The 14,488-nt window shown below is 66.8% G+C and carries 12 protein-coding genes; 4 read left to right on the top strand and 8 right to left on the bottom strand.

Annotation, left to right across the window (positions count from 1 at the left end):
- Positions 1 to 46: 46 nt before the first annotated feature.
- From carB to gloB, 6 genes are all read right to left on the bottom strand, one after another.
- Positions 47 to 3,301, bottom strand: coding sequence for a carbamoyl-phosphate synthase large subunit (gene carB, locus DIE04_RS17230; RefSeq protein WP_124492230.1), 3,255 nt, complete (start codon positions 3,299 to 3,301; stop codon positions 47 to 49).
- Positions 3,302 to 3,361: 60 nt separating this feature from the next.
- The gene (gene leuE, locus DIE04_RS17225) at positions 3,362 to 4,021 is read right to left on the bottom strand and encodes a leucine efflux protein LeuE (RefSeq protein WP_124487581.1); all 660 of its coding nucleotides are present in this window, start codon (positions 4,019 to 4,021) and stop codon (positions 3,362 to 3,364) included.
- A gap of 37 nt (positions 4,022 to 4,058) precedes the next feature.
- The gene (carA, locus tag DIE04_RS17220) at positions 4,059 to 5,204 is read right to left on the bottom strand and encodes a glutamine-hydrolyzing carbamoyl-phosphate synthase small subunit (protein WP_044844900.1); all 1,146 of its coding nucleotides are present in this window, start codon (positions 5,202 to 5,204) and stop codon (positions 4,059 to 4,061) included.
- A 361-nt stretch (positions 5,205 to 5,565) separates the two neighbouring features.
- Positions 5,566 to 6,798, bottom strand: a complete 1,233-nt coding sequence (locus tag DIE04_RS17210; RefSeq protein WP_124487580.1) for a nitrate/nitrite transporter — start codon at positions 6,796 to 6,798, stop codon at positions 5,566 to 5,568.
- Between the two features lie 152 nt (positions 6,799 to 6,950).
- Positions 6,951 to 8,519 (bottom strand): transglycosylase SLT domain-containing protein, encoded by a 1,569-nt coding sequence (locus DIE04_RS17205; protein ID WP_124487579.1) that lies wholly within the window; start codon positions 8,517 to 8,519, stop codon positions 6,951 to 6,953.
- Positions 8,520 to 8,670: 151 nt separating this feature from the next.
- Positions 8,671 to 9,477, bottom strand: coding sequence for a hydroxyacylglutathione hydrolase (gene gloB / locus DIE04_RS17200; protein ID WP_124521313.1), 807 nt, complete (start codon positions 9,475 to 9,477; stop codon positions 8,671 to 8,673).
- A gap of 18 nt (positions 9,478 to 9,495) precedes the next feature.
- Between gloB and DIE04_RS17195 the strand changes: the two genes are divergently transcribed.
- Genes DIE04_RS17195 through dnaQ form a run of 3 tightly spaced genes read left to right on the top strand, consistent with a single transcriptional unit; the run spans position 9,496 to position 11,533 of the window.
- Entirely contained in the window at positions 9,496 to 10,308 is an 813-nt protein-coding gene (locus tag DIE04_RS17195) for a class I SAM-dependent methyltransferase (RefSeq protein ID WP_124487577.1), read from the top strand.
- Positions 10,305 to 10,748 (top strand): ribonuclease HI, encoded by a 444-nt coding sequence (gene rnhA, locus DIE04_RS17190; RefSeq protein WP_124487576.1) that lies wholly within the window; start codon positions 10,305 to 10,307, stop codon positions 10,746 to 10,748. The genes DIE04_RS17195 and rnhA overlap by 4 nt, the downstream gene beginning before the upstream one ends.
- Before the next feature lie 50 nt (positions 10,749 to 10,798).
- Positions 10,799 to 11,533: a DNA polymerase III subunit epsilon gene (gene dnaQ, locus DIE04_RS17185; protein WP_124487575.1), complete on the top strand. Its 735-nt coding sequence runs from the start codon at positions 10,799 to 10,801 to the stop codon at positions 11,531 to 11,533.
- A 40-nt stretch (positions 11,534 to 11,573) separates the two neighbouring features.
- On the opposite strand, the gene DIE04_RS17180 is transcribed toward dnaQ, so the two are convergent.
- Positions 11,574 to 11,906 (bottom strand): YnfA family protein, encoded by a 333-nt coding sequence (locus DIE04_RS17180; protein ID WP_044844907.1) that lies wholly within the window; start codon positions 11,904 to 11,906, stop codon positions 11,574 to 11,576.
- A gap of 540 nt (positions 11,907 to 12,446) precedes the next feature.
- Between DIE04_RS17180 and proP the strand changes: the two genes are divergently transcribed.
- Entirely contained in the window at positions 12,447 to 13,931 is a 1,485-nt protein-coding gene (gene proP, locus DIE04_RS17170) for a glycine betaine/L-proline transporter ProP (protein ID WP_124487574.1), read from the top strand.
- Positions 13,932 to 14,048: 117 nt separating this feature from the next.
- Here the strand turns inward: proP and DIE04_RS17165 are convergent, their stop codons facing one another.
- Entirely contained in the window at positions 14,049 to 14,246 is a 198-nt protein-coding gene (locus tag DIE04_RS17165) for a hypothetical protein (protein WP_044844954.1), read from the bottom strand.
- Positions 14,247 to 14,488 lie beyond the last annotated feature (242 nt).

Here is a 14,488-nt window from a genome sequence, read left to right as displayed (position 1 = left end):
CACCGCTTAATCGCGGCACGTGTTGCTTCGACAGGTAACTGACTGCTTAGTTTAGGCGAGCGTGAAGACCTTGTAAATCATAGACTTCCAGATCCTTCAGGTAGCGCAGGCCTTCGACGGCCGCGCGCGCGCCGGACATCGTCGTGTAGTACGTGACCTTGTGCGCCTGCGCGCTCATGCGGATCGAACGCGAATCGGCGATCGCCTGGCGCGTCTCGTCGACCGTCGTGAACACGAGTGCGATCTCGCCGTTCTTGATCATGTCGACGATGTGCGGACGGCCGTCCTTCACCTTGTTCACGACCTTCACCGGCACGCCGGCCGCTTCGATCGCGGCAGCCGTGCCCTTGGTCGCGACGATCGGGTAGCCGAGGTCGTGCAGCATGCGCGCGACTTCGACCGCCTTCGGCTTGTCGGCATCCATCACGGTGAGCAGCACCGTGCCCGACTCCGGCAGGCGCGAACCGGCCGCGAGCTGCGACTTGAACAGCGCTTCGCCGAAGGTCTGGCCGACGCCCATCACTTCGCCGGTCGAACGCATTTCAGGCCCGAGGACCGGATCGACGGTCGGGAACTTGACGAACGGGAACACCGCTTCCTTCACGCTGAAGTACGGCGGCTCGACTTCCTTCGTCACGCCCTGCTGCGCGAGCTTCTGGCCGACCATCGCGCGCGCCGCGATCTTCGCGAGCGGCAGGCTGGTCGCCTTCGACACGTACGGCACCGTGCGCGACGCGCGCGGGTTCACTTCGAGCACGTAGATGATGTCCTGCTTCGAACCGTCCGCCTGCGGCACCTGCTGGATCGCGAACTGCACGTTCATCAGGCCGACCACGTTCAGCGCCTTCGCCATCGCACCCGTCTGGCGCTTCAGCTCGGCCACGGTTTCCTTCGACAGCGAGTACGGCGGCAGCGAGCATGCCGAGTCGCCCGAGTGGACGCCCGCCTGCTCGATGTGCTCCATCACGCCGCCGATGAACACCGATTCGCCGTCGCAGATGCAGTCGACGTCGCATTCGATCGCGTCGTTCAGGAAGCGGTCGAGCAGCACCGGCGAATCGTTCGACACCTTCACGGCCTCGCGCATGTAGCGCTCGAGGTCGCGCGGCTCGTGGACGATTTCCATCGCGCGGCCGCCCAGCACGTACGACGGACGCACGACGAGCGGGTAGCCGATTTCGGCCGCCAGCGCGAGCGCTTCGTCTTCGGCGCGCGCGGTGCGGTTCGGCGGCTGGCGCAGGCCGAGGTCCTGCAGCAGCTTCTGGAAGCGTTCGCGGTCTTCGGCCGCGTCGATCATGTCCGGCGACGTGCCGACGATCGGCACGCCGTGCGCCTCGAGGTCGAGCGCGAGCTTCAGCGGCGTCTGGCCGCCGTACTGGACGATCACGCCGACCGGCTTTTCCTTGTCGACGATCTCGAGCACGTCTTCCAGCGTCAGCGGCTCGAAGTACAGGCGGTCGGACGTGTCGTAGTCGGTCGACACCGTTTCCGGGTTGCAGTTGACCATGATCGTTTCGTAGCCGTCCTCGCGCATCGCGAGGGCCGCGTGCACGCAGCAGTAGTCGAACTCGATGCCCTGGCCGATCCGGTTCGGGCCGCCGCCCAGCACCATGATCTTCTTGTTGGTGGTCGGCTGCGCCTCGCACTCTTCCTCATAGGTCGAGTACATGTAGGCCGTCTTGGTCGCGAACTCGGCCGCGCAGGTGTCGACGCGCTTGTAGACCGGGCGCACGTTCAGTTCGATGCGGCGGCGACGGACGTCTTCCGGCGTCGCGCCGAGCAGCTTCGCGAGGCGGCGGTCGGAGAAGCCGCTCTGCTTCAGGAAGCGCAACTCGTCGAACGTCAGCGACGCGAGCGTGCGGCCCGCGAGCGCCTTTTCCTTCAGGATGATCTGCTCGATCTGCTCGAGGAACCACGGGTCGATCGCGGTTTCCGCGAAGATTTCCTCGGCCGTCATGCCGATGCGGAACGCATCGCCGACGTACCAGATGCGGTCCGGGCCCGGCTCGTGGATCTCGATCGCGATCTCGTCGCGGTCGGTCGACTTCTCGTCGAGACCGTCGACGCCGACTTCGAGGCCGCGCAGCGCCTTCTGGAACGATTCCTGGAACGTGCGGCCGATCGCCATCACTTCACCGACCGACTTCATCTGCGTGGTCAGGCGCGAATCGGCTTCGCGGAACTTCTCGAACGCGAAACGCGGGATCTTCGTGACGACGTAGTCGATCGTCGGCTCGAACGACGCCGGCGTCTGGCCGCCGGTGATTTCGTTCTTCAGCTCGTCGAGCGTGTAGCCGACCGCCAGCTTCGCCGCGACCTTCGCGATCGGGAAGCCGGTTGCCTTCGACGCGAGCGCCGACGAACGCGACACGCGCGGGTTCATCTCGATGACGACCATGCGGCCGTCCTTCGGGTTGATCGAGAACTGCACGTTCGAGCCGCCCGTGTCGACGCCGATCTCGCGCAGCACCGCGAGCGATGCGTTACGCAGGATCTGGTATTCCTTGTCGGTGAGCGTCTGCGCCGGCGCGACCGTGATCGAGTCGCCGGTGTGCACGCCCATCGGGTCGAGGTTCTCGATCGAGCACACGATGATGCAGTTGTCGGCGCGGTCGCGCACGACTTCCATCTCGTATTCCTTCCAGCCGAGCAGCGATTCCTCGATCAGCAGTTCGCGCGTCGGCGACAGGTCGAGGCCGCGCTTGCAGATCTCTTCGAATTCTTCGCGGTTGTATGCGATGCCGCCGCCCGAGCCGCCGAGCGTGAACGACGGACGGATCACGACCGGGTAACCGCTGCCGCCGGTGCCGACCATGATCTCGGCGTGCACCTGGGTCGCTTCTTCCATCGAGTGCGCGATGCCCGACTTCGCGGAACCGAGACCGATCTTGGTCATCGCTTCCTTGAATTTCTGGCGGTCTTCCGCCTTGTCGATCGCTTCCGGCGACGCGCCGATCAGCTCGACGCCGAACTTCTCGAGCACGCCGTGGTGGTGCAGGTCGAGCGCGCAGTTCAGCGCGGTCTGGCCGCCCATCGTCGGCAGGATCGCGTCCGGGCGCTCCTTCTCGATGATGCGTGCGACCACTTCCCACGTGATCGGCTCGATGTACGTGACGTCGGCCGTGTTCGGGTCGGTCATGATCGTCGCCGGGTTGCTGTTCACGAGGACGACCTTGTAGCCCTCTTCACGCAGCGCCTTGCAAGCCTGCGCGCCCGAATAGTCGAACTCGCAAGCCTGGCCGATGATGATCGGGCCGGCGCCGATGATGAGGATGCTTTTGATGTCTGTGCGTTTTGGCATGGCTTGTGAATTCAGTAAGTAATCTTTGTCGTGGCGTTGTCGTCGGTCGGCAGGCCGCGCTCAGCTCATGGTGGCGAGCGCGAGCTTCACCGAGAAACCGATGAACAGGCCGCCCACGCTGCTCGCCGCGCCCGCCGCGAGCCTGCGGCGGCGGCGGAAATGCTCGGCGAGCCGTGCGCCCGCGAAGATCAGCGTGCTCAGGTACAGGAAGCTCGCGCATTGCGCGATCGCCCCGAGCACGACGAACGACAGCGCGGGATGCGGGAATGCCGGGTCGACGAACTGGATGAAGAACGAGATGAAGAACAGGATCGCCTTCGGATTCAGGAGGCTCACGATCAGCGCCTTGCGGAACGGCCGCTCGCCGTCGACCGCCTGCGGTGCGTCAGCCGGGGCATCGCTGCGCGCGCGCAGCTTCTGCCACGCGCTGCGCAGCATGCCGGAGCCGATGTAGAGCAGATACGCGGCGCCGCCGTACTTGACGACGGAGAACAGCAGCGGGTTCGCCTTCAGGAGCGACGCGACGCCCGCGGCGGACAGCACCATCAGCACCGTATCGCCGACGAACACGCCGCAGGCCGCGCGATAGCCGGCCTTCACGCCGCGCTGCGCCGCGAGCGACAGCACGTACATCGAGTTCGGCCCCGGCAGCAGGATGATGAAGATCACGCCGAACACGTAGGTCCAGATATCCGTGATGCCGAGTGCGTGGCCGAACATGATGCGAATCTCCCGTTCTTCGGTTGCTTCTGTTGCGTCAGGCGTTGCGCTGCTTCGCCGCGTCCATCAGTGCGGTGAAACGGTCGAACAGATAGCCGATGTCGTGCGGGCCGGGCGACGCTTCCGGGTGGCCCTGGAAGCAGAATGCCGGCTTGTCGGTCAGCTCGAAGCCCTGCAGCGTGCCGTCGAACAGCGACACGTGCGTCACGCGTGCGTTGGCCGGCAGCGAATCCGCGTCGACCGCGAAGCCGTGGTTCTGCGACGTGATCACCACGCGACCGTCGCCGAGATCCTTCACCGGGTGGTTCGCACCGTGGTGGCCCGTCTTCATCTTGAGCGTCTTCGCGCCGACCGCGAGGCCCATGATCTGGTGGCCGAGGCAGATGCCGAAGGTCGGCACGCCACGCTCGATGAACTGCTTCGTGGCCGCGATCGCGTAGTCGCACGGTTCCGGATCGCCGGGGCCGTTCGACAGGAAGATGCCGTCCGGATTCAGCGCGAGCGCATCTTCCGCGCTCGCTTGTGCCGGCAGCACCGTCACGTGGCAGCCGCGCTCCGCGAGCATGCGCAGGATGTTGTACTTGACGCCGAAGTCATACGCGACGACGCGGTACTTCGGCGCTTCCTGCATGCCGTAGCCGCTGCCGAGGCGCCATTCGGTCTGCTTCCACTCGAACGGCTTGGTGGTCGATACGACCTTCGCGAGATCCATGCCCGCGAGGCCCGCGAACGAGCGCGCGAGCTCGATCGCCTTCGCCTCGTCGTCCGAGCCGGCCAGGATGCAGCCGCTCTGCGCGCCCTTGTCGCGCAGGATCCGGGTCAGCTTGCGGGTATCGATGCCGGCGATCGCGACGACGCCTTCGTCGCGCAGGTAATCGCCGAGCGTGCGGTCCATGCGGAAGTTCGATGCGAGCGTCGGCAGATCACGGATGATCAGGCCGGCGGCATGGACTTTCGTGGCTTCGACGTCTTCGGCGTTGACGCCGACGTTGCCGATATGCGGGTAGGTGAGCGTGACGATCTGACGCGCGTAGCTCGGATCGGTCAGGATTTCCTGATAGCCGGTAATCGCGGTGTTGAACACGACTTCACCGATCGTGTGGCCTTCGGCCCCGATCGAATAACCACGAAAGACCGTGCCGTCGGCGAGTGCAAGCAAGGCGGGAGAAAAAGACGGCAACACGGGAGGCTCCTTGGGGAACACCCTGCTGCCGACCTGTTTACCCTGCCGCGCGAGCGCCGCGCTGCGTAGGCGCGCGGAATCGCTAGCTGGACGCGACCTGCGTTGTCGAGACGCGAACCCGGCGCGTGGCGCACGAGGCTTCGCGGCATCGCCCGACAGGCGGCGTGCGGCGGATGAACGGGATGAGTGAGGTAGGCGCTAGGGTGCGAGGTTGATCAGCACAAACTTTCAAATTATAGCCCGAAAATGGCCTTATCTTCAATCGATATGGCCGTCCGATCGTGCATGCGGCGCGCGTGACGGCGCGCGGTCGCGCACGACACTCGTTGCTGCGGCCCCGTTTCCGCAGCCGCCCTACCCGTCAGCGTACCGCCGGATCAACGTGCTTGCCAACGCTGCGCGCGGGCCACACGCACCAGACCGCGCTCGCGAGCTGCAGCGCGAGCAGCACGCTCCATGCGGTAACGTGCGCGGCGGCCGGGTAATGGCCGTCGACGGCCGGCCAGTGCGACAGCACCGCGCCGATGCCGATCTGGAACGCAAAGATCAGCACGAAGATCACGAGCGTCAGCGTCGTATTCGCGCGGCCGATCAGATGCGCCGGAAAGCGACCGGCCAGCACCGCGTAGGTCAGGATCCCGACGCCGCCGAACATCCCGTAGGCCGCCCACAGCACGGCCGGCGGCAGCGGCACGCGCGCGACGATCGCGCCCTGCGTGGCGACGAACAGCGCCATGCCGATGCCGCAAAATGCCTGGACGGACACCCCGCGGCGCTCGAGCACGCGCGCCGCCGCGCCGAAGCCGACGCAGCCCGCCATCATCGCGAAGCCGAGCACCGACACGAGCCGCGCGGTGTGCTGCGCATCGAACCCCGCGACGTCGCGCAGGTACGGGCCGACCCACAGCGACTGCATCGCATAGAACACGCCCTGCGTGACGATCGAGAACGACGAAATCTTCCAGAACGCACGGCTGCCCAGGATGTGCCACGTGCCCTTGAACTGGCTGACGATCCCGCCCTGCTGACGCGGCCGCTCGGCTTCCGGCGCACCGAGGCCGATCGCGGCCGCGACGACGATCGTCAGCACCGCGAGGCCGCCGCAGATCACGCGCCAGCTCGTCACGCCGAGCAGCCAAGTCAGCGGCGAGCCGACCGCGACACCACCCAGGCCGCCGACCGCCATCACGAGACCGTTGACGAGCGGAAGCCGGCCGACCGGAAAATGCTGCGCGAGCGCCTTGAACGCCGCGCCGAGACACACCGATACGCCGACACCGATCAGGAGCCGGCCGACCATCATCGTGCCGAGATCGTGCGCGATACCGAACACGGCGGCGCCGGCGGCCGCGAACAGCAGCATCCCGGCCGCCACGCGGCGCGGGCCGAAATGGTCGAGCAGCACGCCGGCCGGAATCTGCGCGCCGGCGAAGCCGAGGAAATAGAGACTGGTGAGCAGCCCGAGATCGGCGGCCGACAGCCCGAGCTCGTGCGTGACGAACGGCGCGAAGCCGAGATTGACGCCGCGGAACACGTACGACACGAAATATCCGATCGCAAACAGCGCGAGCACCCTCACCTGCACCGACGACATCGCTTCTCCTTGTGACTGCGCGCAGCGGCGGCCGCGCTGCCGCGCACAAACGAAAACGCCGTCACCTCGGTGACGGCGTTGCTACGCGTTTCGTCGGATGATAACGCAATCGCGCGGCCCGGTCGGGCCGCCGCGCCGCGATCGCGGCCGCGTTACTTCTTGCCCTTGTGCGCAGCGGCCTTCGGTGCAGCCTTCGCGGGCGCGGCCTTGGCCGCACGGGCCGCTGGCTTCGCGGCACCGTGCTTCGCGCCGCGCGACTTGCCGCCGACGGACAGGCTCGCGCGCTCGATATGCGCGCCGGCGGTCGACGTCGCGATCCGCTCCGGCCCCGGCTCGGCCGGCACCGCGCGGCCGACCGGCACGTGCAGCACGAGCGCCTGGCCCGGCATCGCGAGATCGCGATGCGTGCGGTTCCATGCCTTCAGCTGCGCGACCGACACGCCGTAGCGGCCGGCGATCGCCGCCATCGACTGCTTGCGGCGCACGCGGATCAGCATCTTGCGCGTGTCGGGCACGTCGGGCTCCATCGCGAGCACGCCGTTTTCCGCGACGTCCGCGCTGATGTCCTCGTCGTCGTCATCGCCGCGCGGCACGACGATCGTCGAGCCCGGCTTCAGGCGCATGCCGGCCGGAATCTTGTTGACCGACATCAGCGTGTCGGCGTCCACGCCGATCTTCTCGGCGATCGCGGCCGGGCGCGCGCGCTCGCTCACCGTATAGGTGGTCCACGTCGACAACTGGCCGTTGTAGGCCTTCAGGTTCTTCTCGAACGCCGCCGCGTTGTCGAACGGCAGCAGGATCTGCGGCTCGGTCGCGCCGAGGATCACCGGCTTCGCGAACGACGGGTTCAGCGAGCGGAACTCGTCGAGCGACAGATTCGCGAGCTTCGCGGCCACCGCCACGTCGATGTCGCGCGCCGTCGTGACCGTCACGAAATACGGGTGGTTGGGGATCTCCGGCAGCGTCAGGCCGAACTGCTGCGGATTCGCGATGATGTTCTTCACCGCCTGCAGCTTCGGCACGTAGTTGCGCGTCTCGTTCGGCATCCGCAGGCTCTGGTAGTCGGTCGGCAGGCCGGCCGCCTGGTTGCGCGCGATCGCGCGCTGCACGTTGCCTTCGCCCCAGTTGTACGCGGCCAGTGCGAGATACCAGTCGCCGAACATGTCATGCAGGCGCGACAGGTAGTCGAGCGCGGCGCTCGTCGACGCGAGCACGTCGCGACGCTCGTCCTGCCACATGTTGCGCTTCAGGTTGTACGTGCGGCCCGTGCCCGGCATGAACTGCCACATGCCGGCCGCCTTCGCGACCGACAGCGCCTGCGGGTTGAACGCGGATTCGATGAACGGCAGCAGCGCGAGCTCGGTCGGCATGTGGCGCGCCTCGAGCTCCTCGACGATGTGATAGAGGTACTTCTGCGAGCGCTCGGTCATGCGCTGCACGTAATCGGGACGTTGCGTGTACCAGGTCGTCTGCATGTCGACGAGGTCGCTCTGCAGGTCGGGCATCTGGAAGCCGCGGCGAATACGGCCCCAGAGATCGGAGTCCGCACTGGTCAGGTCGCCGACGGATTGCTTGTCGACGTCGACAGTTTCTTTGGCGGTGGCTGATTTACGGAGGTAGTTGGACGTCGCCTGCGAATCGGCGGCGTTGTTGGCGACAGGGGCCTGGCTCGCGCAAGCGGCGAGCAGCAGGACCACCATCGCACTCAATATAAGTCGCATGAAAATCTCGGCTTCCGACGGCTGGAAATTGCTGGCGATACTACGGAAGTGCGTGCTTCACGTCAATAAAAACACCGAAAACTCAGCGAAATCCTACATTTGCAGCAATTTTTACAGACGCTACCTGAGGTTTGGAGTCCTCCCGAAATCGTCATCGGAACCGGTTTTTCCACTCGCGCATCAGCGTGAATGCCGCCAGTCGATCCGGCACCGTTTCGTGCAGCTCGGCCTCGAGCGTCGCATGGATGGCCGCGCTGTCCGACCGCATGAACGGGTTGACGGCACGTTCGTGCGCGATCGTCGTGGGCAGCGTCGGCACGCCGCGCGCGCGCAGCGCCTGCGCATCGTCGCGCCAGGCGGCGAGCGCCGTATTGCCCGGCTCGCACGCGAGCGCGAAGCGGATGTTCGACAGCGTGTATTCGTGTGCGCAATGCACGCGCGTGTCGCCGGGCAGCGCCGCGAGCGCGTCGAGCGACGCGAGCATCTGCGCGGGCGTGCCCTCGAACAGCCGGCCGCAACCGCATGAGAACAGTGTATCTCCGCAGAACACGTGAGGCGTGGCCGCGCCCTGCCCGGCCGCCTGGAAATAGGCGATGTGGCCGCGCGTATGACCCGGCACGTCGAGCACGTCGAACGCAAGCGCCGGTGCGCCGAGCGTCACGCGATCGCCGCCCGCGAGCGGGCGCGTGACCACGTCGATCGATTCTTCCGCCGGGCCATAAACGACCAGCGGCACATCGTCCGGTTGGCCATCGCGCAGCGCCGCGACACCGCCGACGTGGTCGGCGTGATGGTGCGTGAGTAAAATAGCGGTCAAGCGCCAGCCGCGTTCGGCAAGAACACGGCGTACCGGCGCGGCTTCACCCGGATCGACGGCGATCGCATCGCGGCCGTCCGAGACGAGCCAGATATAGTTGTCTTCGAATGCCGGCACCGGCACATATTCCAGCTCGTTCATGGGCACGCAATCATCGTTATGTCCGATCGTCAAATTATAGACTGGCCCGCCTGGACCGACTCGCCACCCGGCCGCTACGTGCTGGACTGGGAGCAGGCGCAGCTCGACCGGATCGTGTCCGACGTCTTCGGGTTTCACGCGCTGCAGCTCGGCCTGCCGCAGCTCGACGCGCTGCGCGAGAACCGCATGCCGTATCGCGGCCTCGTGCTCGACCCGGCGAGCGGCGCGAGCGCGCCCTACCAGTATCCGTGGGCGCGCGAGGCGCATGCGCCCGAGCATGCGCCGGCCGACCGCAGCACGACCTGGTGCGACCTGCTCGACCTGCCGTTCGAGTCGCAAAGCGTCGACCTGATCGTGATGCCGCATACGCTCGAATTCACGTCCGACCCGCACCGCCTGCTGCGCGAGGCCGAACGCGTGCTGATGCCGGAAGGCCAGCTCGTGATCACCGGCTTCAATTCGCTGAGCCTGTGGGGCATGCGGCAGTCGTTCGGGCGCATGGCCAACCGCCCGTTCGTGCCGGCCGCACGCGACCAGATCGCGTTCATCCGGCTCAAGGACTGGATCAAGCTGCTCGGCTTCGATCTCGAGCGCGGCCGCTTCGGCTGCTACCGGCCGCCGCTCGTCACCGACAAATGGCTTGCCCGCTACGGCTTCATGGAAGCCGCCGGCGACCGCTGGTGGCCGATCTTCGGCGCCGTCTACATGATCACCGCCGTCAAGCGCGTGCGCGGCATGCGTCTCGTCGGCCCGATCAAAATGAAGAAGCCCGTGCTCGCGCCGGGCCTGACGCCGGCGGCCACCCCGACCACCCATCAAGAACACTCATGACCACCGACACCATCGACATCTATACCGACGGCGCCTGCAAGGGCAACCCCGGCCCCGGCGGCTGGGGCGCACTGCTGCGCTACGGCGACCGCGAAAAGGAACTGTTCGGCGGCGAGCCCAACACGACCAACAACCGCATGGAGCTGATGGGCGTGATCGCCGCGCTCGAGGCGCTGAAGCGGCCGTGCCGCGTGATCGTCCATACCGACTCGCAGTACGTGCAGAAAGGCATCAGCGAGTGGATCCACGGCTGGAAGAAGAAGGGCTGGGTCACCGCGGCGAAAACCCCGGTGAAGAACGCCGACCTGTGGAAGCGGCTCGACGCACTCGTCGTGCAGCACGAGGTCGAGTGGCGCTGGGTGAAGGGCCATGCGGGCCATCCCGAAAACGAACGCGCGGACGCGCTCGCGAACCGCGGCGTCGCATCGCTCGCGGCCTGAATCGCAGCCTGAACGCAGGCCGCCCTACCGTCTTTCCCGATTTATCCGACATGCGCCAGATCATTCTCGATACCGAAACCACCGGCCTGAACCCCCGCACGGGCGACCGCCTGATCGAAATCGGCTGCGTCGAGCTGCTGAACCGGCGGCTCACCGGCAACAACCTGCACATCTATGTGAACCCCGAGCGCGACAGCGATCCGGGCGCGCTGGCCGTGCACGGCCTCACGACCGAATTCCTGAGCGACAAGCCGAAGTTCGCGGAAGTCGTCGACCAGATCCGCGACTTCGTGAAGGACGCCGAGCTGATCATCCATAACGCGCCGTTCGACCTCGGGTTCCTCGACGCAGAATTCGCGCGGCTCGACCTGCCGCCGTTCACCGAGCATTGCGGCGGCGTGATCGACACGCTCGTGCAGGCCAAGCAGATGTTCCCGGGCAAGCGCAATTCGCTCGACGCGCTGTGCGACCGGTTCGGCATCAGCAACGCGCACCGCACGCTGCACGGCGCACTGCTCGACTCGGAACTGCTCGCCGAAGTCTATCTCGCGATGACGCGCGGCCAGGACAGCCTCGTGATCGACATGCTCGACGACACAGGCGCCGACGGCGGCGCGGCGAACGGCCAGCGCGTGGCGCTCGCATCGCTCGACCTGCCGGTGCTCGCGGCGAGCGACGACGAACTGGCCGCTCACCAGGCCCAGCTCGACGAACTCGACAAGTCGGTCAAGGGCGCCTGCGTATGGCGCAAGTCCGCCGACGCGGACGCCGCCGAAGCCGCCTGACGCGGCGCCTCACGCGCCGAAGCCGTGCCTGCAGCCGCGCTCAAGCGCGCGGCTGCAGTGCGATGACGGCCATCCCGCCGAGCGCGAGCATCGCACCCGCCACATCCCAGCGGGTCAGCGCGATGCCGTCGACTGCCCGCAGCCAGATCAGCGCCACCGCGATATACACGCCGCCGTACGCCGCATACGTGCGCCCCGCCGCGCTCGGGTGCAGCGTCAGCAGCCACGCGAACAACGCGAGCGACAGCGCGGCCGGCACCAGCAGCCAGACAGGCCTTCCCCCTTTCAGCACGAGCCACGGCAGGTAGCAGCCGACGATCTCGGCCAGTGCAGTGACAGCGAACAACGCCGCAATCCTGATCAGTTCGGTCATCCGGTTCCTCGCAAATTCGGCCCCATCCGGCAGGCCCGCGCGACCCCGCCGCGCGCCGCCGATCATACCGGAGCCGACCCCGCCGGAACCGCCGCCAGACGGGGGATTCCGGGCAATTTGCACGATCGTCTGTCATCGTGCTATCATGTCGCCTGTTTCAACATTCAATCTCTGTCTATTCGATTTCGCAAGAAGTCCGTCCGCGCATTGCGGGCCGGTGCTTCGACCGAAATTGCATCCACAGGAAAGCCCGCCCGACAGGCCCGCTTTTCTCGTTTCGTTGCCCCTCCGGGGCGCTTGCCGGAACGCCGGACTCCGTCCGCGCCGGCATCTGCCGCTCGCATCACGCGGCCCATTCTTCATGAGCGCACCGTCGCGACGGCCCATCGGGCCCGCGTCGAAGCAGTCCCTTACGGCCCTTTACCGCCTCATGTGCAGTAAGCGCTTAAATGGCCTGCCCCGACGCGCAGCACACGACATCGCGCTCGCCGGCAAACCGTGTCGGACGGCCCGCCCGTTCCGGCGCAGTCAAAGGAGTGCATGACCTTGACCGCAACACACGTCAGCCCGACCGCTGCTTCTTCCTCCACGTCGTCCGGCGAGGCTCCGCTCGCCGCGGACGACATCACCGTCGTCGACCAGAGCCTGCTCAAGCGCGCCGTCAGCGCGATGGCCATCGGCAATGCGATGGAATGGTTCGACTTCGGCGTCTACAGCTATATCGCCGTCACGCTCGGCAAGGTGTTCTTCCCGTCCAGCAGTCCGTCCGCGCAGCTGCTCGCGACCTTCGGCACGTTCGCGGCCGCGTTCCTCGTGCGCCCGCTGGGCGGCATGGTGTTCGGCCCGCTCGGCGACCGCATCGGCCGCCAGCGCGTACTCGCCGCCACCATGATCATGATGGCCGTCGGCACCTTCGCGATCGGCCTGATCCCCAGCTACGCGTCGATCGGCATCATCGCGCCCGTGCTGCTGCTCGTCGCCCGCCTCGTGCAGGGCTTCTCGACCGGCGGCGAATATGGCGGCGCCGCCACCTTCATCGCCGAGTTCTCGACCGACAAGCGCCGCGGATTCATGGGCAGCTTCCTCGAGTTCGGCACGCTGATCGGCTATGTGATGGGCGCCGGCGTCGTCGCGCTGCTCACCGCGTCGCTGTCGCAGGAAGCGCTGCTGTCGTGGGGCTGGCGCGTGCCGTTCCTGATCGCGGGCCCGCTCGGCCTGATCGGCCTGTACATCCGGATGAAGCTCGAGGAAACGCCGGCGTTCAAGCGCCAGGCCGAGGAGCGCGAAGCGCAGGACAAGGCCGTGCCGAAAGCGCGCTTCCGCGAGACGCTGATGCGCAACTGGCGCGCGCTGCTGCTCTGCGTCGGCCTCGTGCTGATCTTCAACGTGACCGACTACATGGTGCTGTCGTACCTGCCGAGCTTCATGTCGTCGACGCTGCACTTCGACGAGTCGCACAGCCTCGTGCTGGTGCTGATCGTGATGGTGCTGATGATGCCGCTGACGCTCGCCGCCGGCCGCCTGTCGGACAAGGTCGGCCGCAAGCCCGTGATGCTGGCCGGCTGCGTCGGCCTGCTCGCGCTGTCGATTCCGTCGATGATGCTGATTCATGCGGGCACCACCGCGTCGGTGTTCGGCGGCCTCCTGATCCTCGGCGTGCTGCTGTCGTGCTTCACCGGCGTGATGCCGTCGGCGCTGCCGGCGCTGTTCCCGACCGAGATCCGCTACGGCGCGCTCGCGATCGGCTTCAACGTATCGGTGTCGCTGTTCGGCGGCACGACGCCGCTCGTCACCGCGTGGCTCGTCGACGTGACCCACAACCTGATGATGCCCGCGTACTACATGATGGGCGCGGCCGTGATCGGCATCGTGTCGGTCGTCGCACTCGCCGAAACCGCACGCCAGCCGCTCAAGGGCTCGCCGCCGGCCGTCGCGTCGCGCCGCGAGGCACACCAGCTGGCGCGCCAGCTGCGCGAGGAAGACGACGCGGAAATCTACGGCGTCGTGTCGCCCGCGCGCGCCTGAGCGTCGCCCGCTCGCCCATGAAAAAGCCCCGGCCGAAGCCGGGGCCTGATCGAACCCGATCCGCCCGACCGGCTTGCGCCGGCCGGGCGTTTTTTCATCCGACGATGCGACGCGGGTTCATGCGTGCGCTTCGCAGTGGCGGCAGAAGATCAGCGCACGCGAACGCGACACGGCTGCCTGGGCGCCGCGCGCGGCGACGATCAGGCCGACCTGGCCGAGATTGAAGTCGCGCTCGACCATCAGCTGCGTCAGCGCGGCAAGCGGCAACACGACGGACGGGTGGTACAAACTCGATTCGATCAGCGCTCTCATCATCGGCTCCATCAGGCAATGCATATTCGATGGAGTGGATTCTAGGGACGGCCCGCATCCGGATAAACAGCGCGAATGCGAAGTCACTTGTCAGCGGCGGAGAACAATCGGCACGTCCTTGCCGGACGGGGCCGGGCGGGCAGCGCACGAGCGCGCGGGCGCATAAGACGCAGCGGCGCGACGTGGTTTTCAGCACGTCGCGCCGAACAATAACGCGCGGTCGGACGCGCCGCGGACTGCGGTTG

Origin of the sequence: Burkholderia sp. Bp8994, assembly GCF_003853805.1 — a bacterium.
In the GTDB taxonomy this organism is placed as follows: Bacteria; Pseudomonadota; Gammaproteobacteria; order Burkholderiales; family Burkholderiaceae; genus Burkholderia.
This window is presented reverse-complemented; position numbering and strand designations above follow the sequence as displayed.